Annotated in this window: 17 protein-coding genes; 4 read left to right on the plus strand and 13 right to left on the minus strand. The window is 69.5% G+C overall.

Going from position 1 to position 20766, the window contains the following annotated elements:
• Positions 1-19: 19 nt before the first annotated feature.
• The 6 genes from P5P86_RS01255 to P5P86_RS01280 form a co-directional block, all read right to left on the minus strand.
• Complete coding sequence (locus P5P86_RS01255; RefSeq protein WP_280609456.1) at positions 20-1783, minus strand: ABC transporter permease; 1764 nt, start codon at positions 1781-1783, stop codon at positions 20-22.
• 92 nt (positions 1784-1875) lie between these two features.
• Positions 1876-2838, minus strand: coding sequence for an ABC transporter substrate-binding protein (locus P5P86_RS01260; RefSeq protein WP_280609457.1), 963 nt, complete (start codon positions 2836-2838; stop codon positions 1876-1878).
• Positions 2839-3179: 341 nt separating this feature from the next.
• The gene (locus P5P86_RS01265) at positions 3180-4265 is read right to left on the minus strand and encodes an ABC transporter substrate-binding protein (protein WP_280609458.1); all 1086 of its coding nucleotides are present in this window, start codon (positions 4263-4265) and stop codon (positions 3180-3182) included.
• Between the two features lie 380 nt (positions 4266-4645).
• A complete protein-coding gene (locus P5P86_RS01270) occupies positions 4646-6283 on the minus strand; it encodes an ethanolamine ammonia-lyase reactivating factor EutA (protein WP_280609459.1) in 1638 nt (545 codons plus the stop codon).
• Positions 6280-7413, minus strand: coding sequence for a cupin domain-containing protein (locus P5P86_RS01275; protein ID WP_280609460.1), 1134 nt, complete (start codon positions 7411-7413; stop codon positions 6280-6282). Before P5P86_RS01275 ends, P5P86_RS01270 begins: the two co-directional genes overlap by 4 nt.
• Positions 7414-7461: 48 nt before the next feature.
• Positions 7462-8715, minus strand: a complete 1254-nt coding sequence (locus P5P86_RS01280) for an MFS transporter (protein WP_280609461.1) — start codon at positions 8713-8715, stop codon at positions 7462-7464.
• Between the two features lie 132 nt (positions 8716-8847).
• Here P5P86_RS01280 and P5P86_RS01285 point away from each other — a divergent pair, with 132 nt between their 5' ends.
• The 3 genes from P5P86_RS01285 (at position 8848) to P5P86_RS01295 (ending at position 12642) form a co-directional block, all read left to right on the plus strand.
• The gene (locus tag P5P86_RS01285) at positions 8848-9576 is read left to right on the plus strand and encodes a FadR/GntR family transcriptional regulator (RefSeq protein WP_280609462.1); all 729 of its coding nucleotides are present in this window, start codon (positions 8848-8850) and stop codon (positions 9574-9576) included.
• 148 nt (positions 9577-9724) lie between these two features.
• Positions 9725-10555 carry a CbbQ/NirQ/NorQ/GpvN family protein gene (locus tag P5P86_RS01290; protein ID WP_280609463.1) on the plus strand — a complete coding sequence of 277 codons (831 nt, stop codon included), beginning with the start codon at positions 9725-9727 and terminating at the stop codon, positions 10553-10555.
• Between the two features lie 2 nt (positions 10556-10557).
• Entirely contained in the window at positions 10558-12642 is a 2085-nt protein-coding gene (locus P5P86_RS01295; RefSeq protein WP_280609464.1) for a nitric oxide reductase activation protein NorD, read from the plus strand.
• A 59-nt stretch (positions 12643-12701) separates the two neighbouring features.
• Here P5P86_RS01295 and P5P86_RS01300 read toward each other — a convergent pair whose 3' ends face one another.
• Positions 12702-13685, minus strand: a complete 984-nt coding sequence (locus tag P5P86_RS01300; RefSeq protein WP_280609465.1) for a cupin domain-containing protein — start codon at positions 13683-13685, stop codon at positions 12702-12704.
• Between the two features lie 186 nt (positions 13686-13871).
• Between P5P86_RS01300 and P5P86_RS01305 the strand changes: the two genes are divergently transcribed.
• Entirely contained in the window at positions 13872-15134 is a 1263-nt protein-coding gene (locus P5P86_RS01305; RefSeq protein WP_280609466.1) for an NAD(P)/FAD-dependent oxidoreductase, read from the plus strand.
• A 55-nt stretch (positions 15135-15189) separates the two neighbouring features.
• Here the strand turns inward: P5P86_RS01305 and P5P86_RS01310 are convergent, their stop codons facing one another.
• From P5P86_RS01310 to P5P86_RS01335, 6 genes are read right to left on the minus strand one after another with little or no spacing between them, the layout of a single operon-like run.
• A complete protein-coding gene (locus P5P86_RS01310) occupies positions 15190-16074 on the minus strand; it encodes an NAD(P)-dependent oxidoreductase (RefSeq protein ID WP_280609467.1) in 885 nt (294 codons plus the stop codon).
• On the minus strand, positions 16071-16832 hold the full coding sequence (phtC, locus tag P5P86_RS01315) for a 3,4-dihydroxyphthalate decarboxylase (RefSeq protein ID WP_280609468.1): 762 nt from the start codon (positions 16830-16832) through the stop codon (positions 16071-16073). Before phtC ends, P5P86_RS01310 begins: the two co-directional genes overlap by 4 nt.
• Before the next feature lie 13 nt (positions 16833-16845).
• Positions 16846-17847: a substrate-binding domain-containing protein gene (locus P5P86_RS01320; RefSeq protein WP_280609469.1), complete on the minus strand. Its 1002-nt coding sequence runs from the start codon at positions 17845-17847 to the stop codon at positions 16846-16848.
• Between the two features lie 10 nt (positions 17848-17857).
• On the minus strand, positions 17858-18871 hold the full coding sequence (locus P5P86_RS01325) for an amidohydrolase family protein (protein WP_280609470.1): 1014 nt from the start codon (positions 18869-18871) through the stop codon (positions 17858-17860).
• Positions 18868-19563 carry a 4-carboxy-4-hydroxy-2-oxoadipate aldolase/oxaloacetate decarboxylase gene (locus P5P86_RS01330; protein WP_280611300.1) on the minus strand — a complete coding sequence of 232 codons (696 nt, stop codon included), beginning with the start codon at positions 19561-19563 and terminating at the stop codon, positions 18868-18870. Before P5P86_RS01330 ends, P5P86_RS01325 begins: the two co-directional genes overlap by 4 nt.
• Before the next feature lie 5 nt (positions 19564-19568).
• On the minus strand, positions 19569-20717 hold the full coding sequence (locus P5P86_RS01335; protein WP_280609471.1) for a zinc-dependent alcohol dehydrogenase: 1149 nt from the start codon (positions 20715-20717) through the stop codon (positions 19569-19571).
• Positions 20718-20766: the final 49 nt, after the last annotated feature.

Raw genomic sequence — 20766 nt, forward strand, 5'->3', positions numbered from 1 at the left:
CGTACGGCTCGCGGCCGCGTCAGCGGCGCTGCTTGATGCCGAAGGCCCGGGAGAGGAGCTGGACGAGGGCGACGAGGACCACCAGGAAGAGGACCATCAGGATGCCCAGCGCCGCGACGACCGGGTAGGTGCCATTGCGGTAGAGGTCGTAGATCTGCACCGAGACGACCTCGGTGCCCGAGGAGTAGAGGAAGATCGCCGCCGAGATCTCTCGGAAGGAGACGATCATCGAGTACAGGAAGGCGGCCAGGAGCGAGGGCATCAGCAGCGGCACGAAGACCCTGCCGAAGCTCTGCAGCCAGCTCGCGCCACTGCTGGTGGCCGCTTCCTCGAGCTCGTCCTTGATGGCCGCCATGCCGGGCACGATGTAGCGCATGCCGTAGGGCATCGTGATGGTGACGAAGGCGATCACCAGGATCGTGAGCGTGCCGTAGAGGTGCACCGGGAGCGGAGCGGCGAGGTAGAAGTAGAGGATGCCCACGCCCATCACGATGCTCGGCACGGCGATCGGGATGGTGGCCAGACCGTCGAGGATGCCGCGGCCGGCGACCTTCGTCTTGACGGTGATGTAGGCGACCACGGCGCTGAGTGCGGTCACGACGATCCCGGTGGTGAAGGAGACGATGATGCTGTTCTTCAGCGACCGCAGCAGCACCGTGTTGTGGAAGATGTCGGAGTAGTTCTTCAGCGTGAAGTCCTTGAGCGCCTGCACGCTCGGGGGCTCGTAGCCCGGCAGGAACGAGGACCACAGCAGCATCGCCATCGGCAGCACTGCGGCGACGAGGAAGAAGAGCAGGAAGCAGCCCAGGCCCACCCAGCGCCACGCACCGATGTCCTGCACCTGGGCGCGGAATCCCTTGCCGGTGATCGTCTGTACGCCGTTGCCCTTGGCGAAGCGGCGCGAGAGCCACAGTCCCAGGACGGCGATCACCAGGACGAACACGCCGATCGTCCCGACCGTGCCGTAGTCGGCGGGGAACTGCTGGAGCGCTGAGTAGATCTTGCTGACGAAGACGTAGGAGTGACCGGGCACGCCGATCAGCTGCGGCACCTCGAAGGTCGAGATCGTCTGGATGAACATGAGCAGCGCCGCCGACATGATCGCCGGCCGGGCCATCCGGAGCGTGATGGTGAAGAAGGTCCGTCGGGCCGAGGCGCCGGAGGCCATCGCGGCCTCCTCCAGGGAGGAGTCCATCGCGGAGAACGCCGCGGTGCCCATCAGGAAGGCGATCGGGACCACGTGCATCGACTGCACGAAGATCATGCCGTGCAGCGAATACACGTCGAAGGCGGGCAGTCCGACGTGTCGCAGGAGCTGGTTCAACGGACCCTGTTGGGGTGAGAGCAACAGGCTCCAGGCGATGGTGTTGAGGATGCCGGGGATGATCATCGGCACCAGCGCTGCCGCCCGCGCGAAGCTCTTGAACGGAGCGTTCGTGCGCACCACGAACCATGCGAGACCGAAGCCGATCACGATGCACACCAACGCCGTCGCGATCGCGTAGGCGAACGAGTTGGCGACCAGTGAGCCGAATCCCGGTGCGGCGAAGGTCTGGTGGAAGTTGTCCAGCGTCCACTTGCTCTGCCCGATGCCGAGGAAGTTGGTCTGGAGACTGGCGTAGACCATCGTGCAGACCGGCACGAGAGCGAGGTAGGCCACCGCGACCGAGGCCACGACGAGCGTCACGTAGCGGCCGTTGACGTACCGTCGCCAGTCGAACCGCCGTGGGGCGGGCTCGGGTGTGACGGCGGTGCTGGGCGGGTTGTCGATCATGGTGGCCATGACGGAAGCGGTTCCCTCCGGGCTGGGGTCGGTCAGAGGCTGAGAAGGGTGGGGTCACAGGGTCGGTCGAGGACCGACGCCGCGACGTCGCGTCACTGCGGCGCGTGCAGTGCCTGCTCGAACTCGGAGAGCTCGGCGTTGTACTCGTCGGGCGAGAGCATCGGGTCACCCCAGGCGGGCTTCCACTTGTTCTCGTCCCACACGGACGGGTCGTTCTTCACATCGGGTCGCAGCGAGGTGTGGTTGGTCTGGTCCACGACCTCCGTCTGGCCGGCCTGGGAGACCATCCAGTCCTCGAAGACGCGAGCGGCGGCCGGGTGGGGGGCGTGCGCGACGACGTCGATGAGGTTCAGCGAGGACGGCAGCGGGTCCGGATTCGCGAAGGCGACCTGGTTCGGGGTGTCCTTCGCCATGTCCGACGCCTTGTAGCCGTAGATGGTCGCGCCGCCGGCGGGCTCGCCCGAGGCCACCTTGGTCAGAGCATCGGTGTGGCTCTCCACGAAGACAGGATCGTTGTCCCCGAGCTTCTTGACCAGGGCCAACGCCTGGTCGTGGCCCATCATCTTGACCAGCGAGTCGTACCAGTTGACCGCCGACGGGTCGATGGAGAACTTGCCCTTCCAGGCCGGATCGGTGAAGGTCTCGACGCTGGTCGGGACCGGCAGCCCCTGCTGCTTGACCACGGTGGGGTTCCACCCGACCGAGGCGGTCAGCACGTAGACGACGCCCTCATATCCCTTGGGCAACGTGAGGCCGGCGGGCAACGCGCTCTGGTCCGGCGGGGTGTAGGGCTGCAGCACCTGGGCCTGGATCATCTGCGCGATCTGGGGTGAGTCGCCGCTGACGACGTCGGCGGTGTACTGGTGACCCTTCTGCTCGGTGATCACCTTCGGCGGGATCTGGTCGGCGCTGAGCCGCAGCGCCGACACCTTGATCTTCGGGTAGACCTTGTTGAAGGCCTTGATCATCGGATCCACGTCATCGGAGCTGAAGGTCGTGTACCAGGTGACCTTGCCCTCGGTGTTTGCTGCGGCTTGAAGGTCCGCAAGGGACATACTGCTGTAGCTGGCACCGTCGGCGGCAGTGCTGCTGTCGCCCGACGAACCGCAGCCAGCGACACTCAGAGCAAGACCGAGAGCGGCCAGCGGAACCATCGCCCGCCGGACAGTTCTCTTCGTCCTCATTCCACGTTCCCTTCATCGACCGAGTGGATTCGGCTATCGAAGCCGGTGACAGCGCTGTGGCGCACATCACGACGGACCCAGTATGGCAATATGGTTAGACCATTTGTCAATGCGTTCTACCTGAAAGTTTCATCTGGCTCCGGAAGGCTCGTTCGCGCGGCGGTGGAACGGCGGCCGGTGCCGGCCGGCCCCGAGGCCGGTCCGGCGTTCGCTCACTGAGGAGCGTGCAGTGCGGCGGCGAACTCGGCCAGCTCGGAGTTGTAGTCGGAGGACGCGAGCATCGGGTCTCCCCAGCCGGCCTTCCACTTGCTCTCGTCGAAGACGGACGGGTCGTTCTTCACATCGGGTCGCAGCGTGGTGTGGTTGGTCTGGTCCACGACCTCGGTCTGGCCGGCCTGGGAGACCATCCAATCGGTGAAGACACGGGCGGCGGCCGGGTGGGGGGCGTGCGCCACGACGTCGATGAGGTTGAGCGACGTCGGCAGCGGGTTCGGGTTGACGAAGGCGACCTGGTTGGGGGTGTCCTTGGCCATGTCCGCAGCCTTGTAGCCGTAGACGGTCGCCGCCCCGGCCGGCTCGCCGGCCGCGACCTTGGTCAGCGCGTCGGTGTGGCTCTCCACGAAGACCGGGTCGTTGTTCCCGAGCTTCTTGACCAGGGCCAGCGCCTGGTCGTGGCCCATCATCTTGACCAGCGAGTCGTACCAGTTGACCGCCGACGGGTCGATGGAGAACTTGCCCTTCCAGGCCGGGTCGGTGAAGGTCTCCACCCCCGTCGGGACCGGCAGGCCCTGCTTCTTGACCACCGTCGGGTTCCACGCGACGGCCGTCGTGTTGGCGTACACCACCCCCTCGTAGCCCTCGGGCAGCTTGAGCCCGGCGGGCAGCGCTGTCTGGTCGGGCGGGGTGTAGGGCTGCAGCGTCTTGGCCTGGATGAGCTGTGCCACCTGCGGCGAGTCGCCACTGATCACGTCGGCGGTGTACTGGTGGCCCTTCTGCTCGGTGATCACCTTGGGCGGGATCTGGTCGGCGCTGAGCCGCAGCGCCGTCACCTTGATGTTCGGGTAGTCCTTGTTGAAGGCCTTGATCATCGGATCCACGTCATCGGAGCTGAAGGTCGTGTACCAGGTGACCTTGCCCTCGGAGTTCGCCGCCGACTTGAGGTCGGACAACGACATCTTGTTGTAGTCGGTGCCGTCGCCGGCCTTGTCGCTGGATGAGCCGCACGCGGCGACGCTCAGGGCCAGACCGAGAGCAGCCAGCGGAACGACTGCCCGCCTGACGGTTCGCCTAGACCTCATTGCACACACGTTCCCTTCGTCAACCATCGGCTACGACCGTCGAAGCCGCGGAGCCACACCTGCCTGTGGTGTGCATCACTTTCGGGACCCGAGTATGGCAAGATGGTCATACCATTTGTCAACGGTACAAGGGAAAGTTTGCCGACCTGGCTTCGGCCGGTCCGCTCGCCGGCGATGCACGCCCCCGGGCTCCCGTTCGCGCGCCCGGCGAACCCCGGCCACCGGCCCTGGACGGTCGGTGCGCTGGTCCCGTTCCGCTCGGGGGTAGCGGCGGCCCCGGGAGATGGGATCGGGGCACCCGTCGCCGGCTCAGCGGCCGCCGTCGCTCGAGGCGGCCCCGCAGCCGGCGCGCGGGACCACCTTGTGAACGCGGCCGTGCGTCAGGCCGGCGTCGGCCCCATCGCCGAGAAGACCAGGGACTTGATCGTCACCGGGACGGTGCCCGACGGCTGCCGCACCCGGCCGAGGTCGACGTAGTCGAAGTCTCGCAACAGGACGCCGTCGAGGACGACCAGGTCGTTGCTGACGCCGAGCTCGTCGCGCAGCAGCATCCCCAGCGTGCGAGCGATGTCGGCGTCGAGCATCAGATACAGCGGCTGTCCTGCCGAGATCCGGGAGGCCAGGCCCTTGACCACTGCCTCGCCGAGAGCACGGATGCGGCGGTACTCCGGTGGCCCCTCCCACCTCAGGGCCACCGCCAGCTCGCCCGTCTCTCCCGGGCCGAAGCGCTCGACGTGTCGTTCGATCGCCTCGCCGACCGCGGCAGCGTCGACCGACGCGCCCAGCTCGTAGTGCGGCTGCGCCACGGCGAGGTTGCGGCGTGGCAGGGTCCGCTCCGGCGCGCTGATGAAGCTGGTGATGCCACTGAGCTGCACCGTATACTCCGAGGCACCCAGCACCGTGGCTCGAATCCGGGCGTCTGCCGCGACGACGGGTCCGGGCAGCCCTCCTGCGGCCCCGGCCGCCGCGAGGGCCTCACCGAGCCGCTGGCCGAGGTCTCCGAAGGTGCGTTGCTCGGTCCCGTACACGTACTCGGCGACGCCGCCGGAGAAGATCACGGCGTCCACGGGCGCCAGGTCCGGAAGCGGATCGGTGAGCCAGAGATCCGGCTCCGAGGGCGGCTCGCCGCGCAGCACCGCGAGCAGCTCCTCGGCCATCCGATCGGCGATCGCGACCAGGTCGTGCTCACCCACCCGGGTGCCCAGCTCGACCGGGATGCCCGCACGACGCGCATGACGGGCACCGCCCGGCTCGAGCCGGATAACGGTGCCGTCCCGATCGGCGGCGACCAGCCGGCCGCCGACGTGGAATGCGGCCGTCGCGCTGATCCGACCGCCCTCGACCAGGGTGAGCTTGGTGGTGCCGCCGCCGATGTCGACATTCAGCACCCGGCTGTGCTCGCGGTGGGAGGCCAGCACCGCACCCGAGCCGTACGCCGCGAGCATGGCCTCCATGTGGTGTCCCGCCGTGGCGCAGACCAGGTCACCAGCCCGCTGGCTGACCACCGACGCGATCAGCTCGGCGTTGCGGCGCCTCAGCGCCTCGCCGGTGAGGATGACCACGCCGGTGTCGATCTGCTCGGGCGTCACCCTCGCCTCGGCGTAGGCGGTGTCGAGCATGCGGCCGAGCTCCACCGGGTCGATGAACAGGTCGCCGTCGTCGCCGAACGGGGTGAGCTGCACCTCCGATGCGTAGTGCGTCTCGCGGCGCACGACGACGTACCGGCTGGTGAGGTCCTCGCTCAGCCGACGCAGGTGCAACCGCGAGAACGCGACCTGGGTGCCGGCGGAACCGATGTCGACACCGACGCTGTGCAGGACGACGTTGTCCTGCAGCCAGATCGGGTTCTCCTCGATCGGGATCTCGACGCCGTCGTCGTGCTCGTCGTCGATCCCGTGCCCGTGATGGTGATCGTGATCGTCCCCGTGATCGTGCCCGTCGGCGGCTGCCCGGCCGTGGCCATGCCGTCGGGCATCGTCGTGACCCTGACCGAGGGAGTGGAGGTGCTCCTGACTCATGCGGTCGGCAGCGGCGGGAGGTCCTCGAGCTCGGCGGCGTAGGCGGCGTCCATCCGCGGCGTCAGACCCTTCTCCGCGAGCGCCTTCGCGAACGTGTCGCGCACGATCGGGGACTCGTCGGCATAGTCGATCTGGTCGCCGCCCACGCGCTGGCTGATCCACGCCTTCGGGACGCCCTGTGCGTTGCGGATGGAGACCACCTCGTGCTTGAAGGCGAGGTAGCGGCCGGGGGTCTCACCGGTGTTGAAGTGCTGGTGGTACCACATGTTCGGCGGCACGATCAGGGTGCCGGGCTTCCAGTCGTAGCGCCGGGGCTCCTCGCCCTCGGGCCACATGAGGCTGAAGCCCTCGCCGCTCATGATGATGACGTGGGCGCCCGGGCCGTGCCGGTGGCCCTTCTTGTACGTCGCCACCGGGAACTGCGAGATGTGGCTGTTCATCGAGCCCTTCGCCATCATGAAACGGATGTGGCCGCCACCCGCGCCGCGCTCCTTGGCCTCGTTGAGCTTCAGGTTGACCGCGTCGTAGACGAAGTTCGTCTTGAGGAGCAGGCCCTCGCGGTCGTCCTTGTCGGTGAAGTAGTCGGGTTCGCCGTCGAACCGGCCGAGGAAGTCGTGCGGGGTGCCGAACACGAACTCGGGCTCGTCGAACTGGTTGATCACCGGCGGCATGTTGGTGGAGGAGACGAACCGCGCCGCCTGGGTGCCCGAGCCGTTGAAGTGCTGGTGGTGCGCGTTGAGCGGGATGGCGAACAGCGAGCCCGGGCCCCACTCGAAGGTGACCTTGTCGCCCTTGTCGTTCCACACGGAGGTCGAGCCGTGGCCCGACAGGACCAGGATCATCTCCTCGAAGAGCTGTCGGCGCGGAGCGAGCGCACCGCCGGCCGGGATCTCACAGACGTAGCAGTCGTTGGACGTGCGCGAGGCCTCGTGGTTGATGAAGACACCACGACCGCCGCGGCTCTCCCACGGCTTCAGCTCGACGGTGTTGAGGTCGGGGACGTAGTGCGCCGCGATGATGTCGAGCCCCTCGGCCGTCACCCACCGCACGTACGGGGAGTCCTTCTCCTGAGCGAACTTCTTCGCCATGTCCTCGGAAACGAGTGCGTCCTTGACCACGTGATCCTCCATCTCTTGCGTTTGGTGAAATGGTATTACCAATGCCGGGTATGTCAAGCGTCACGTCGCCGCACGAGGCTCGCCAGCCGACGCGGCGGAGGCGGCCGCGCCCGCGTAGCGGCGGACCGGATTGTCGCTGCCGAGGAACGCACCCACGTAGGCGATCGTCAGCACGCCGCCCAGGACCAGCGACGTCGCGGGGCCGAGCGTCGCTGCGGCCGAGCCCATCAGCGTGTCGCCCAGCGCCGGTCCCCCCTTGGACGCCATCTGGTAGATCGCCGAGACCCGGCCGCGCATCTCGTGCGGCGTCTCGAGCTGGACCGCGGCCTGCCGGATCGTCGTCGCCATCGCATCGCAGGCGCCGAGCAGCAGCAGGGCGAGGATCGCGACCGGGACGACACCCGCGCGCGCCAGCAGGATCGCACTCAGCCCGTAGGCCACCGTCGAGGTGAGCAGAACCGTCCCCAGACGACGGCTCCGGCCCACCACGCGGAACACCGTGTAGGTGGCCACGAGGGCACCCAGGGACGGCGCCGAGGACAGCAGGCCGTATCCCGCCGGGCCGATGTGGAGGCGGTGCACGGCCAGCGCCGGCAGCACCACCCGGTAGGAGGAGAAGAGGGTCGCGGAGAGGTCGAGCGACATCATCATCCACACGATCCGGCGACGCCGGACGAAGGCGAAGCCCTCGCCGATCTGATGCCAGACGGACTGGCTCCTCGGCGCGCCCGGCAGCTGCGCGACGCGGACCAGGCCGAGCGCCAGGATGAGCAGGCCGTACGTCGCGGCGTCGAGCAGGTAGACCAGGCCGGGTCCGTGCAGCGCGATCAGCACGCCGGCGAGCGCCGGACCCAGCAGGACGGCGAGCTCGCGGGAGGGGTTGAGCAGTGCGAACGCCTGCGGCAGCTGCGCGGCCGGCACCAGTGCGGGGATGAGCGCGTTGCGGGCGGGCTGGTCGAACGTCGCGGCGGCCGAGGTGAGCACGACGGAGACCAGCACTTCCCAGGTGGTGATCGAGCCGACCAGGCTCAGAGCGGTGATGGCCACCGCGACCACGAGGGCGACCCCCTGGCTGCACTGCAGGAGCCGGCGTCGATCCAGCCGGTCGGCGTACACACCGCCGAGCGGGCTGAGCACCAGCAGCGCCACCGCCTGCGCAGCACCGACCAGCCCGGTCTGAGCGAGCGAGCCCGACAGCTCATAGACCTGGTAGAGGTTCGCGGCGAGCGTGCCCCGCGTACCGATCTGTGAGAGCACCACGCCCGACCAGTACAGATCGAAGTCTCGGTTCCTCACGATGAGGGGGATCGCCACGGGCACCTCCAAAGTCGTCCCTGTGGCGTATGGTCTTACCATTAATCACTTGGTGCTGCATGCTCTCCGTCACCTGGTAGGCATAGGGTGGCGCACACTGGCTGTCGGCGGGACGGCTTGAAGGAGGGGACGATGGCGGCCAACACCGCGGACCGGCAAGACATGTTCAGTCCGGTCACCGTGGACCGGGTATCGCAGGTGATCGTCGACCAGATCAAGGTGCTCATCCGAGACGGACGACTCCAGCCCGGCGACCGACTGCCGAGCGAGCGCGAGCTCTGCCAGCGCTTCGGCGTGAGCCGGGTGACGGTGCGCGAGGCGCTCCGTGTGCTCGAGGCCAGTGGCCTGCTCGCGATCCGCGTCGGTGCCCACGGCGGCGCGTTCCTCACCACACCCTCGGCCGAGCGGCTCGGCGAGGGTCTGGCCGACCTGATCTCGCTCGCGCCCCTGACCGCCACAAACGTCACCGAGGCCCGCATCGTCGTCGAGCTCGGCGTCCTGCCCCTGGCGGTGGAGCGTGCCACCGAGGAGGACATCGACGCCCTCTTCGCCATGGTCGAGGACGGCGAGCGAGCCGTCGAGTCCGGCACCTACAACGTCGAGATGTCGGCCGCCTTTCACATCCGGGTCGCCGAATGCACCCACAATCCGGCGATCGAGATGCTGATGCAGAGCTTCCACGGGCCGATGCGGATGTCGATCGAGGAATCCCACGCCGCGGCTCCGATGGGTCCGCGAGGCGTCGAGGAGCACCGCGAGCTGGCTGAGGCCATCAAGCAGCGCGACGTCGCCGCCGCCCGCGAGGTCATGACCACACACCTGGACCGCACCGCCCAGCGCGTGCGCACCCAGACCGACTGAGGGCACCGCGGGATTCCTCTCCGGCGCCGGCCGCGGCCTCGACCTACGGTTCAGGATGCGGCGGCGACACGCTGGCATCGCGCCAGGCATTGGACATACCATTGCTCCAAAGGAACGGCTCGCTCGTTCCCGTGCGAGAGGACGAACCGTGACCCAGACCGTCACCCCATCGACTGTGGACGCGCCGTTCTACCTGCCCGTCCGTGACGAGGTCGAGCTCTTCGAGGCAGCGTACGAACAACGGATCCCGGTGCTGCTCAAAGGCCCGACCGGGTGCGGCAAGACGCGCTTCGTCGAGCACATGGTGTGGCGGCTCCTCGGCCGGCGCAGCGGCGCTCCGGAGCAGCCGCTGATCACCGTCAGCTGCCACGACGACCTCACCTCCGCGGACCTGGTCGGCCGCTACCTGCTCTCCAGCGAGGGCACCACCTGGCTGGACGGCCCGCTGACCCAGGCCGTGCGCACCGGCGCGATCTGCTACCTCGACGAGGTGGTCGAGGCGCGCAAGGACACCACGGTGATCCTGCACGCGCTCACCGACCATCGTCGGATCCTGCCCGTGGAGCGTCTCGGCACCACGATCGAGGCGCACCCCGACTTCCTCCTGGTCGTCTCGTACAACCCCGGCTACCAGGCAACCGCGAAGGACCTCAAGCCGAGCACGCGCCAGCGTTTCATGGCCATCGAGTTCACCTATCCCGAGCGCGACCTCGAGACCCGCATCATCACGCACGAGGCCCACGTCGACGAGACGACCGCCCGCGACCTCGCCTTCCTCGGCGAGCAACTGCGCCGGCTCGACGAGGCGGGCGTCATCGAGGGCCCGAGCACCCGGTTGCTCGTGCACGTCGGAGGCCTGATCACCCGCGGCATCGCTCCGCGGCGAGCGTGCGACGTGGGCCTGGTCCAGGCACTGAGCGACGATCCCGACGTCCAGGAGGCCGTGACCCAGGTCGTCGAGGCCGTCTTCCCGGCCTGAGCATGACCACTCTTCGCGAGACCGCCGAACTGGAGGTCGCCGCCGCCGAGGACCGCACCAGGCACTCGCTGGCGCTCTACTACCGCGCGCTGTGCGGCGAGGTCTGCTCGCTGATCCCCTACGACGACGGCTCGAGCCCCTGGGAGCACGCCGACACCGAGACCACGGTCTGGCTCCCCCGCGAGGCCCCTCTGGACGACCACGCCGAGTTCGACGCACAGGAGTGGTATCAGGTCGCGATGACCCATCGGGCGATGCACCGCGCGCTCGGCACGTTCGACATCGACCTGGCCCGCGACGAGCCCCTCTTCGCGCGGATGCGTCCGACCGATCCCGGGGACCCGGACGTACCGTCGCTGCGCCGGCTTGCGGGGCTCTTCGGCCACTCCGTGCTCGGCGTGCACGTCTTCGCCACCTGCGAGGACCTGCGCATCGACGCCGCCACCGACCGGCTGCTGCCCGGCCTCGTGAAGCCGGCCAGGGCGGTGCACCACGGAGCGCTGCACGAGCGACCGCAGCCGGCGACGCTCTTCCCCCGCGCGGCCGCTGTCGAGGCACTGGTGCGCTACAGCCTGGGCGGCTCGATCGTGTGGGCCGCGTCGGTGATGCACGAGCCGATCGCCCGGATCGTCTCGGTCGTTCAGCACCTGCGCGATCCGCGCGCCACGGTGGAGTCCAGCCTCGAGGCGGCCCTGCGGGTCTGCGACATCCTGATCGGGCTCCCGACCGAGGGCGCGCACCGCAGCACCCACCAGCTCCGGTTCGCCGACCTCGACACCACGCTGGACGACAGTCGCTTCGACATCGCCACCCTGCCGGACCGGATGGCCGGCGCGGAGGGATTCGCTGGCTGGTACCACCCGGTCGCCTACCGCGACTGGCCTGGTCCGCGGTACGTGGGAGCACCAGCCGCCGACGTCTCCTTGGAGGCTTTCCTGCCCCAGGTCGCCCAGGCCGGGACCGCGCCGGTGCATGTCGGCAAGGACGACGAGGACGCCGACGCACAGGGGCCCGGCCGCGCGGTCGCCGAGGCCGTCAGCGGCGGTGCCGACCCCGCTGCCGCACCCAACCTCCGTCCGCTCGTCCCCGTGGTGGGCCACGAACCCTGGGCCGACCTGGACACCCCGATGACCTCGCGCGCACCGAACGAGTTCGTCTACCCGGAGTGGGACACCTATACGGGTGGCTACCGGGCCGACTTCACCCGCGTGCGGGTCCTCGGTGCACCGATCAAACGCGCCGACCACAGCCACTACCGGGCGCTTGCCCGCTACGGGCACCTGGTGGGCCGGCTGGTCCGGGAGCTCGAGCGGGTCCGCCCCGACGGCCGGACGGTCTCGCGGCGGTCCGCTCACGGTGACGACCTGGACCTCGATGCCTGTATCGAGGCCACCATCGACCTGCGCACGGGGGTGGAGCCCTGCGACCGGGTCTTCACCGATCTGCGCCGGCGACGCCGCGACGTCGCCGTGGTGTTCCTGCTGGACCTGAGCGGGTCGACGGCCGTGGTGCTGCCGCCGGATCCAGAGACGCCGGGGACGGTGCGCAGCATCCTCGACCTGCAGCGTGACGCCGTCAGCCTGCTCGCGCGGGCGCTGGACCGGGTCGGTGACGACTACGGGATCTACGGGTTCAGCGGCAGCGGCCGCGACGACGTGCGCCTCTCGGTGGTCAAGGACGTCGAGGAGCGTGCCACGCCCGCCGTGTGGCACCGTCTGGGCGGGCTCGTCCCCGACCACACCACCCGGATGGCGCCGGCGATCCGGCACCTCACCCGGCGACTGCGTGACGTCGAGGCGGCCACGAAGATCATGTTCGTGATCTCGGACGGCCGTCCCTACGACATCGACTACGGGCAGCAGTACGGCGAGATGGCCATGCTGGGGTACACCATCGACGACACCGCCCGGGCGCTGGGCGAGGCCCGTGAGGCGGGGGTGCACCCCTACCTGGTGACCGTCGATCCCGACGGTGCCGACTACCTCGGCACCGCCTGCGAGCCCGGCTCCTATCGGGTCATCGCCGAGACCGCCGACCTTCCCGAGGCGCTCGCCGCGCTGTACACCTCGGTTCGCGGCACCGTCTGAGCGAGACAGACGGCCCGCGCCCCGAGGGGAGCGCGGGCCGCGTTCGCCGGGCGTGGGCCTCAGGCGCTCCGGTGCTCGGTGTACTCCGGGGCATCCTCGAAGAAGTAGACGTTGTCGTAGCCGAGGTACTGGAAGATGCGGTTCTCGGCGCCGAGCAGATGGATCGGCGTGCCGTCGGCGGCGAAGTGCTGGACGATGGTGTTCTGCGGGACGTAGATCGTGTCGCCCTCCTTCCACTCGTGCCGGGTCGGTTCGTTGGCGATGCGGGCGTAGTACTTCTCCGCGATCTCCGCCTCGACCTCCCACATCAGGGAGTAGCCCTCGCCGGCGAGGGCGTAGAAGACCTGGTCGGCCATCTTCCAGTACTTCCCGGTGCGGCCGCCGGCAGGGGTGGTGACCTCGTAGAAGTCCATGGAGAACTGCCGGTTGTTGGGCGTCACGTCCTTGTGGTTCATCCAGCGCATGTGGCCGAGCGGGGTGTACTCCCACCGTCCGTCGGTCGGCTTGACGACCTTGCTCATCTCGGTCGCGCCAGGGGTCCAGATGCGCGACCACTCCTCCCGGCCGCCGAAGGCCTCAGGACGGTCGATCGGGCCGCTGCGGCCCTGCTGGATCAGGCCCATGAACATCCACAGGCTCTTGGACTTGAAGACCAGCGCCCGAGCGGTCTCGTCGTACGGGTTGAAGTGCTGGTGGTGGGAGTCGGTGTGGACGAAGCACAGATCGCCCTTCTCCCAGTCGTAGCGCTTGTCGTCGTGGATCTCGTAGCCACGGCCCTCGAGGATGTAGAAAGCGGCCTCGTTCTGGTGGCCGTGCCCGTTGTTGGCGCTCTGCCCGGGGAACTCGTTGAAGTGGACCTGGATGGTCTGGGTGAGGAACGGCTCGTCACCCGGACCCACCCGCCACCACGTGCGGGTCTTCGCCGAGTCGCCCGAGTGGGCGACGCTGTCGCCGGTGTCGACGACGATCGTGTTGTCGCGCACCCGGGGCGCGTCGAGCTGAGCCCGGCGGAACTGGTTGAGGGTGTAGGTCTCGGAGTTCATCCCCCGGACAAAGGTGCGAGTCTTCTTCGCCATGGTCTCTCGCTTTCACGGTACGAGGTGAGCGATCCGAGCATAGGGCTAAACGTCCTACCATTCCAGTGTCCGAGGTGAATCGGATCACGTTGCGGCTTGAACGGGGCGGTGCCCACCCGTTATGGTCATACCAATAGACCTTCTGGAGGAGTCATGACCGCTGACCGCACCGGCACCCTCATCGTCGGCGCCAGCCAGGCCGGTGTCGAGCTGGCCGCGACCCTGCGCAGACTCGGCGACGACCAGCCGATCCTCCTCGTCGGCAGCGAGGACCGCCCGCCGTACCAGCGGCCGCCGCTGTCGAAGGCCTATCTGGCCGGCAAGGCCACCGCCGAATCGCTCGAGTTCCGCACCGCGCAGTGGTACGCCGAGCAGCGCATCGACCTCCGGCTCTCCACCAAGATCGAGCGCATCGAGCTCGACGCCCCGACCGGTGGCGCCGGCGTGGCGACCACCCGCGGCGGCGAGCGCCTCGGCTTCGCCCGGCTGGCACTCACCGTCGGTGGCAGGGCCCGCCGGCTGGCGATCCCCGGCGCCGACCGGGACGGGGTGTGCTACCTGCGTCACGTGCGCAACGCCGACCACCTGCGCGCGCGGCTGGAGGCGGCCTCCGATGTCGTCGTGATCGGCGGTGGCTTCATCGGCCTGGAGGCGGCCGCGGCAGCCCGCGCGGCCGGCAAGGAGGTCACCGTCGTCGACACGGCCGAGCGCCTGCTCGGCCGCGCTGTCGCCCCGGTCGTCTCGGAGTTCTACCTCCACGCCCACCGGCGCCGCGGCACTCATGTCCTGCTCGGCACCGGCATCGAGACGATCGAAGGCGCTGGCGAGACGGGGACGGTCACGGGGGTACGGCTCGCCGACGGCCAGGTGCTGCCCGCGCAGCTCGTGCTGATCGGCGTCGGCCTCGAGCCGCGCACCGAGCTGGCCGAGCAGCTCGGTCTGGAGGTCGACCGTGGCATCGTGGTCGACGCGTACGCCCGGACGAGCAACCGGGCGATCGTGGCCGCCGGGGACTGCACCACGCTGCCGCACCCCCTCACCGGCGCAGGCCGGATCCGGATCGAGTCGGTGCAGAACGCGATCGCCCAGGCGCAGGCCGCGGCCGCGGCGCTGGTGGGGCGTCCCTCGGCCACCGCGGCGGTCCCCTGGTTCTGGTCGGACCAGGACACCCTCAAGCTCCAGATCGCCGGCCTGTCCACCGGCTACGACGAGGTCGTCGTGCGCGGTGAGCCGAGCAGCGAGCAGTTCTCGGTGCTCTACTACACCGGCGGTCGTCTGATCGCCGTGGACGCGGTCAACGCCCCTCGGGACTACATGGTGGTGCGCAAGCTGCTCGGCGAGGGCGGCTCCATCCCGGCCGATCTGGCGGCCGACGCCACCCGGCCACTGAAGGAGCTGCTCGCCGCGTCGATCTGAGGGTCGGGGCGCCCCCACGGCCCCGCCGTCCGTCGCCGTCTCGGCGGTCGCGGACCTACAGGCCCCCGTCAGCGGCGCTCATCGCAGACACCACCCTGCCGAGGTAGCGGCACTCCTCGCCGTAGAGCAGGTCGGCCACGTCCCCGGCCGTGAGCGACTTCACCAGCTGGTCCACCTGGCCGGTCAGCGGCAGCATCAAGCCGCCCTCCTGGGCCAGCTCGGTGACCAGGTCCATGTCCTTCTCCTGCCAGGTGAAGCGGGTCCCGTCCCAGCGCCGCAGCGTGCCGTTCTCCGCCGGGGACTGCAGCAGGACCTCGCGCATCCGCTGCGCGTCGACGCCGTAGCGCTTGGCCAGCGCCAGCGTCTCGAAGTTGGCGACGCTGTGCACCCAGTGCAGGAGGTTGTTGCAGGCCTTGGCGATCTGGCCGGCGCCGAGCGCGCCGACGTGCTCGACACCGCGGCTGTAGCCCATCAACGCCGGGCGCGCCCGCTCGACGTCCTCCGTGGCGCCGCCGCACAGCGACAGCAGGGTGCCCTCGCGCGCGCCCGTCGTGCCGTAGACGACCGGGGCATCGATCACCCGACCACCCACGGCCTCCAGCGACTCGGCCAGTCGACGCATCAGCGCCAGGCTGTGCGTGCCGGCGACGACCAGCAGCTGCCCGGGCCGGCCGTGTTCGGCGACCTCCGCTGCGACCGCCGCCATCTGATCGTCGGTGCGCAGGCACGCGATCACGATCCCGGTCCTCGCGGCCACCTCGGCGACCGAGGAGGCCGCTGTGACACCCCCCTCGACCGCGGCGGCCAGGCGCGCGGGGTCGACGTCGTACGCCACGACGTCCAGGCCGCGCCGGACCATGTGTCCCGACATCGGCAGCCCCATGTCGCCCACGCCGATCAGTCCGACCTTCTCTGCCGAGGTGTTCCCGGTCCCGGTCATCGTGGCTCCTTCCCTGCGTCGATCCGGTCGACGTCGTCCAGGCCCCGGAGGGCCAGTCTCCTGACGTGATAGCGCCAGACGACCGCCTCGTTGAACGCCGAGCCGAGGTCGGGCAGGTCGGCACGATCCGCCTCGCTCACCTCGTCGGGCCGACCGTCGAGGCCGGCGACAGCGACGGTCAATCGGGCCAGCTCGTCGAGGTCGAGCGTGCGCAGCACCGACTCGCGGGGGTTGTCGCCGACGGTCACCACGCCGTGACCCAGGAGCAGCGCGGCACTCCCGTCGCCCAGCGTGGCGGCCAGCGAGCGGCCCGCCTCGGCGGTCCGCACCAGGCCCCGGTGGGGCCAGAGCGGGACGCCGTCGGCCGCCATCCGATACGCCGGGATGTTGAACGCGCCGACGACCGGCCGCAGCGGACGATCGGCCAGACCGGCCACCACGGCCGCCACCGGGTGGGCATGCACGACCGAGGCGACGTCGGGCCGTGCCCGCAGGATCTCGGCGTGGATGGGGTACTCGTTGGGCAGCCGGTACCCGTCGCCCACCTCCCCGCTGTCGTCGAGCTCGACCAGGCGGATGTCGTCGACCGTGGTGAACAGCAGGCCGCTCTCCTGGGGACCGCGGCACCGCACCAGCACCCGACCGTCGGGCAGCCGGTGGCTGACGTGGCCGAGGATCGGCGTGGTCGCGCCGGTGGCAGCGAGGATGCGGCAGCCCAACGCGATCGTACGGCGCAGCTCCAGCAGCGTTGTGTCCATCAGACGACGCCCATCAGATGACGAACGACTCGAGCGACTCGGGCGCGAAGAGCTGTTCCGGCGTACGCAACGTCCGCGACAGGCCCTGCTCGTGGTGATAGCGCAGGAACGTCGACAGCACGTGCCGGTCGCGCTCTCCCAGGCCGTAGGACCAGTAGTCCTCGCCGAGCAGCGCCCGCGCCTCCTCGAGGTGCACGTTGAGCCACGGCTCCATGAACCGCAGCGCGGAGGCGTCGTAGATCCGGGCGTAGGCCTGGGCCTTGGCCTCGACCAGCGCCTTCGTCAACGACTGGGCCACCCAGCGGTGCCGCTCGTAGACCTCGCGACGGATCGCCACCACGTGCATGATCGGGAAGATCCCGGTCGTCTCGAAGTAGGCCTTCTCCGCCACGACCGTGTCGGGGAAGAGCCGCCGCACCCGGCCGGAGCCGTCGGAGAAGCTGCTGGGGATGCGCGGACCGAAGAACGCGTCGAGCTCGCCGTCGCCCACCATCTGGGCCAAGGTCTGCCCGGGGCCGATCGGGTCGACGGCGTACGGCACCTCGATCCTCCCCTTCTCGATCCGCCCCGGCTTCTCCTGGCCGCCGGTGAGGAAGGTGGAGGCGTCGATCGGCAGGTCGTGCTCGTCGTCCAGGATGCCGCGCTGCCACACGCACGCGGTGAGCTGCACCTCCGGCATGCCGATGCGCCGTCCGCGCAGGTCGGCGGGCTTCTCGATGCCGGCGGCGGCGTTGACGAACATCCCCCCGTGGCGGAACTGCCGCGAGGTGTAGACCGGCAGTGCCACGAAGGGCGGCTGTTCGCCCTCGTCCAGCGCGTTCAGCGTGGCGGTGTAGGTCGACAGCGACATCTCCGCGACGTCGAACTCCCGGTGCCGCAGCATCCGGAAGAAGGTCTCCTCCACCGGCAGCCGCAGGTAGGTCAGATCGACGCCGTCGACCGGGACGCTGCCGTCCTCGACGGCCCGGGTCCGGTCGTAGTCGCCACAGGCGAAGGTCAGGTGCAGGCGTGACATGGGTGCTCCTTCAGCGGCCCTGCGCGGCGAGCCGGCGGTCGAGGGCGGGGTAGACGCGACGGGCGTTGCTCTCGTGGATCGCCGCGAGCGCCTCGGCGTCGCGGACGGCAGCGTCGACGTAGCGCAGCGTGTCGTCCCAGGCGATACCGGTGTCGGGGTCGGCGCCGCGGACGGCGCCGAGCATCTCGGAGGCGAACAGGATGTTCTCGGGCGGGATCACCCGGGTCAGCAGGTCGACGCCCGCCTGGTGGTAGACGCAGGTGTCGAAGAAGACGTTGCCGAGCAACTCGGCCGGGTCCTGCCAGCCGTTGCGCATCGCCAGGCCGCGGTAGCGGCCCCAGTGATAGGGCACCGCACCACCGCCGTGCGGGATCACCAGCCGCAGCCTCGGGAAGCGCTGGAACAGGTCGCCCTGCAAGAGTTGAGCGAAGACGCTGGTGTCGGCGTTGAGGTAGTGCGCGCCCAACGTGTGGAAGTTGCTGTTGCACGCGGTGGACACGTGGATCATCGCCGGCACGTCGAGCTCCTCGACGACCTCCCACAGCGGGAACCAGGACGCATCGGTGATCGGCAGCCCCGCCCAGGTGCCGGACGGGTCCGGGTTCACGTTGGCGCCGACGAAGCCGAGCCCCACGGTGCGGCGCAGCTCGGCGATCACGCCGTCGAGCTCGCCGTCGGGCGTCTGGGGCAGCTGGGCGACGGGCACGAAGTGCTCCGGAAAGAGCTCGCCGAGCCGGTGGCACAGGTCGTTGGACGCCCGCGCCCACGCGGCGGCCACCGCGCGGTCGCCCACGTGGTGCTCCATGCCCGACGCCTTCGGCGAGAACAGCATGACGTCGCCGCCGCGCTCGCGCAGGACCGCGAGCTGGTTGCGCTCCACCGAGTCGCGCAGCTGCTCGTCGCTGATGTCGGCCAGGGTCGGCGCCGGCGCCGACGGGTCGGTGAGTCCGGCGAGCTGGGCGTCGCGGAACGCCTGCAGCTCGCCGGGAGCGGTGGTGTAGTGGCCGTGGATGTCGATGATCACGCCTGCTGCTCCCTGTGCCACTGGCTGTACTCGACGTACCGGACGCCGGCCCGCTCCAGCAGCGGGCGCATGTCGTTGACGTCGAGCGCGATCTCCCCGGCGGCATAGCGAGCGCGCGACAAGGCCTCCTTCTCCTCGCGCGCGGTCGCCGCGGCCAGCACCTCGGCCAGGCGAAGCCGCGGCACCACGACCACACCGTCGTCGTCGGCGACGATCGCGTCGCCGGGCGCGACGACACGACCCGCGATCGCGATCGGCACGTTGACGTCGCCGACCGTGCCCTTGCCGGTGCCCTCCGCCGAGACGCACCGCGACCAGACCGGGAAGCCCATCTCGCGGAGGTCGGCGACATCGCGCACGCCCGCGTCGATGACCAGGCCGCGAACGCCGCGTGCCTGCAGCGACGTGGCGAGCAGATCGCCGAAGTAACCCATGTCGCAGGGCGCGGTCGGGGTCACCACGAGCACGTCACCGTCCGAGCACTGCTCGACGGCGACGCCGATCGTGGTGTTGTCACCCGGGGCCACGGTGACGGTGACGGCACTGCCGGCGATCCGCGTGCCCGTCTGGATCGGGTTGAGGTGGGAGCCGAGCAGACCGGTACGGCCCTGGGCCTCGTGGATCGTCGCCACGCCGTACGCCGCGAGGGCATCGACCAGCTCGCGCTCCGCCCGCGGCGGGTTCGTCACCACGATGCTCAACGCACTGCACCCCCGGGCTGGCCGATGAGCTCGGGCATCATCGAGATGTGGATGGCGTCCTCGTCGGTCTCGCCGGCGAGCACGCGGATGGCGTGGTCGACCTGGTCGATGCCGTACCGGTGGGTGGCGAGCATCTCGAGGGGATAGCGGCCGGACGCGAGCTGGGCGACGGCGAGCTCGCAGGCCTTGAACGAGTGCCCGCGCGCGGACTTGATCGTGATCGCCTTCTCGGTGACCTGCTTGACCGGGAAGTCGGGGAACGCCGCCAGCTCGCCCTGGATCAGCAGGGTGCCTTCGCGCCGCTTGAGGACGTCGATGCCCAGCAGCACCGGGGCGGTGCCCGCCCGGGAGGTGCAGTCGAGCACGACGTCGAGGCCACGGCCGTCGGTGAGGTCCATGATCTTCTCCCGCGGGTCCTCGGTGAGGACGTCGATGACCTCGTCCGCCCCGAGTTGCCTGGCGAGGTCGAAGCGGCGCTTGTCACGGGTCGTGCCCGACATGATCACCTTCGCGGCGCCGGCCTGCTTGGCGGCGACCAGCTGGGAGAGGCCTTGCTGTCCGGGCCCTTGGATCAGCACGGTGTCCTGGTAGCCGATCCCGGCGGTGAGGAGTGCCCACTCGATGCCGTTGGAGAGCGGCATGACCAGGCCGGCCTGCTCAGCGGTGATGGTGGCGGGGATCTTGTGCATCACCGCGTTCCACGGCAGGTACATGTACTCCGAGAACCCTCCCCACAAGGTGCCGGGGAAGTCAGCCGACGTGTAGCCGAAGCGGCGGGCGTCGGCGTTGGTGCGCCAGTCGGTGGCCTCGCAGTGGCGGTACTCGCCGATCCGACACCACTCGCAGTTGAAGCAGCCGACGTAGTGCTCGAGGAAGACGCGGTCCCCGATCGCGACGTTGTGCCGCTGGAGGAACTTCTCACCTGCCTCCGCGATCACACCGACGTTCTCGTGTCCCATGATCACCGGCCCCTGCGTGGCAGGGCTCGTCGGCGGGTTGCTGTACAGCTTCACGTCGGTCCCGCAGATGCCGGCGACCTCGACCTTGAGGAGAGCTGAATCGGCGTCGATCTCGGGCCGATCGAACTCGCGCATCTCCGTCGTGCCCGGGGCGACCCGGACCGCCGCTCGCACCTTCTCCGTCATGAGCTGACTCCCTTGGCTCGGCCGTTGTCGATTCTTGGCAGAATGGTAT

The sequence above is a fragment of the Nocardioides sp. BP30 genome (assembly GCF_029873215.1).
Classification (GTDB): Bacteria; Actinomycetota; Actinomycetes; order Propionibacteriales; family Nocardioidaceae; genus Nocardioides.

Bases quoted from the DNA above. Each gene is read 5' to 3' on its own strand.
- P5P86_RS01255 (WP_280609456.1), bottom strand. From the start codon at position 1,783: ATGGCCACCATGATCGACAACCCGCCCAGCACCGCCGTCACACCCGAG.
- P5P86_RS01260 (WP_280609457.1), bottom strand. From the start codon at position 2,838: ATGTCCCTTGCGGACCTTCAAGCCGCAGCAAACACCGAGGGCAAGGTC.
- P5P86_RS01265 (WP_280609458.1), bottom strand. From the start codon at position 4,265: ATGAGGTCTAGGCGAACCGTCAGGCGGGCAGTCGTTCCGCTGGCTGCT.
- P5P86_RS01270 (WP_280609459.1), bottom strand. From the start codon at position 6,283: ATGAGTCAGGAGCACCTCCACTCCCTCGGTCAGGGTCACGACGATGCC.
- P5P86_RS01275 (WP_280609460.1), bottom strand. From the start codon at position 7,413: ATGGAGGATCACGTGGTCAAGGACGCACTCGTTTCCGAGGACATGGCG.
- P5P86_RS01285 (WP_280609462.1), top strand. From the start codon at position 8,848: ATGGCGGCCAACACCGCGGACCGGCAAGACATGTTCAGTCCGGTCACC.
- P5P86_RS01295 (WP_280609464.1), top strand. From the start codon at position 10,558: ATGACCACTCTTCGCGAGACCGCCGAACTGGAGGTCGCCGCCGCCGAG.
- P5P86_RS01300 (WP_280609465.1), bottom strand. From the start codon at position 13,685: ATGAACTCCGAGACCTACACCCTCAACCAGTTCCGCCGGGCTCAGCTC.
- P5P86_RS01305 (WP_280609466.1), top strand. From the start codon at position 13,872: ATGACCGCTGACCGCACCGGCACCCTCATCGTCGGCGCCAGCCAGGCC.
- P5P86_RS01310 (WP_280609467.1), bottom strand. From the start codon at position 16,074: ATGACCGGGACCGGGAACACCTCGGCAGAGAAGGTCGGACTGATCGGC.
- phtC (WP_280609468.1), bottom strand. From the start codon at position 16,832: ATGGACACAACGCTGCTGGAGCTGCGCCGTACGATCGCGTTGGGCTGC.
- P5P86_RS01320 (WP_280609469.1), bottom strand. From the start codon at position 17,847: ATGTCACGCCTGCACCTGACCTTCGCCTGTGGCGACTACGACCGGACC.
- P5P86_RS01335 (WP_280609471.1), bottom strand. From the start codon at position 20,717: ATGACGGAGAAGGTGCGAGCGGCGGTCCGGGTCGCCCCGGGCACGACG.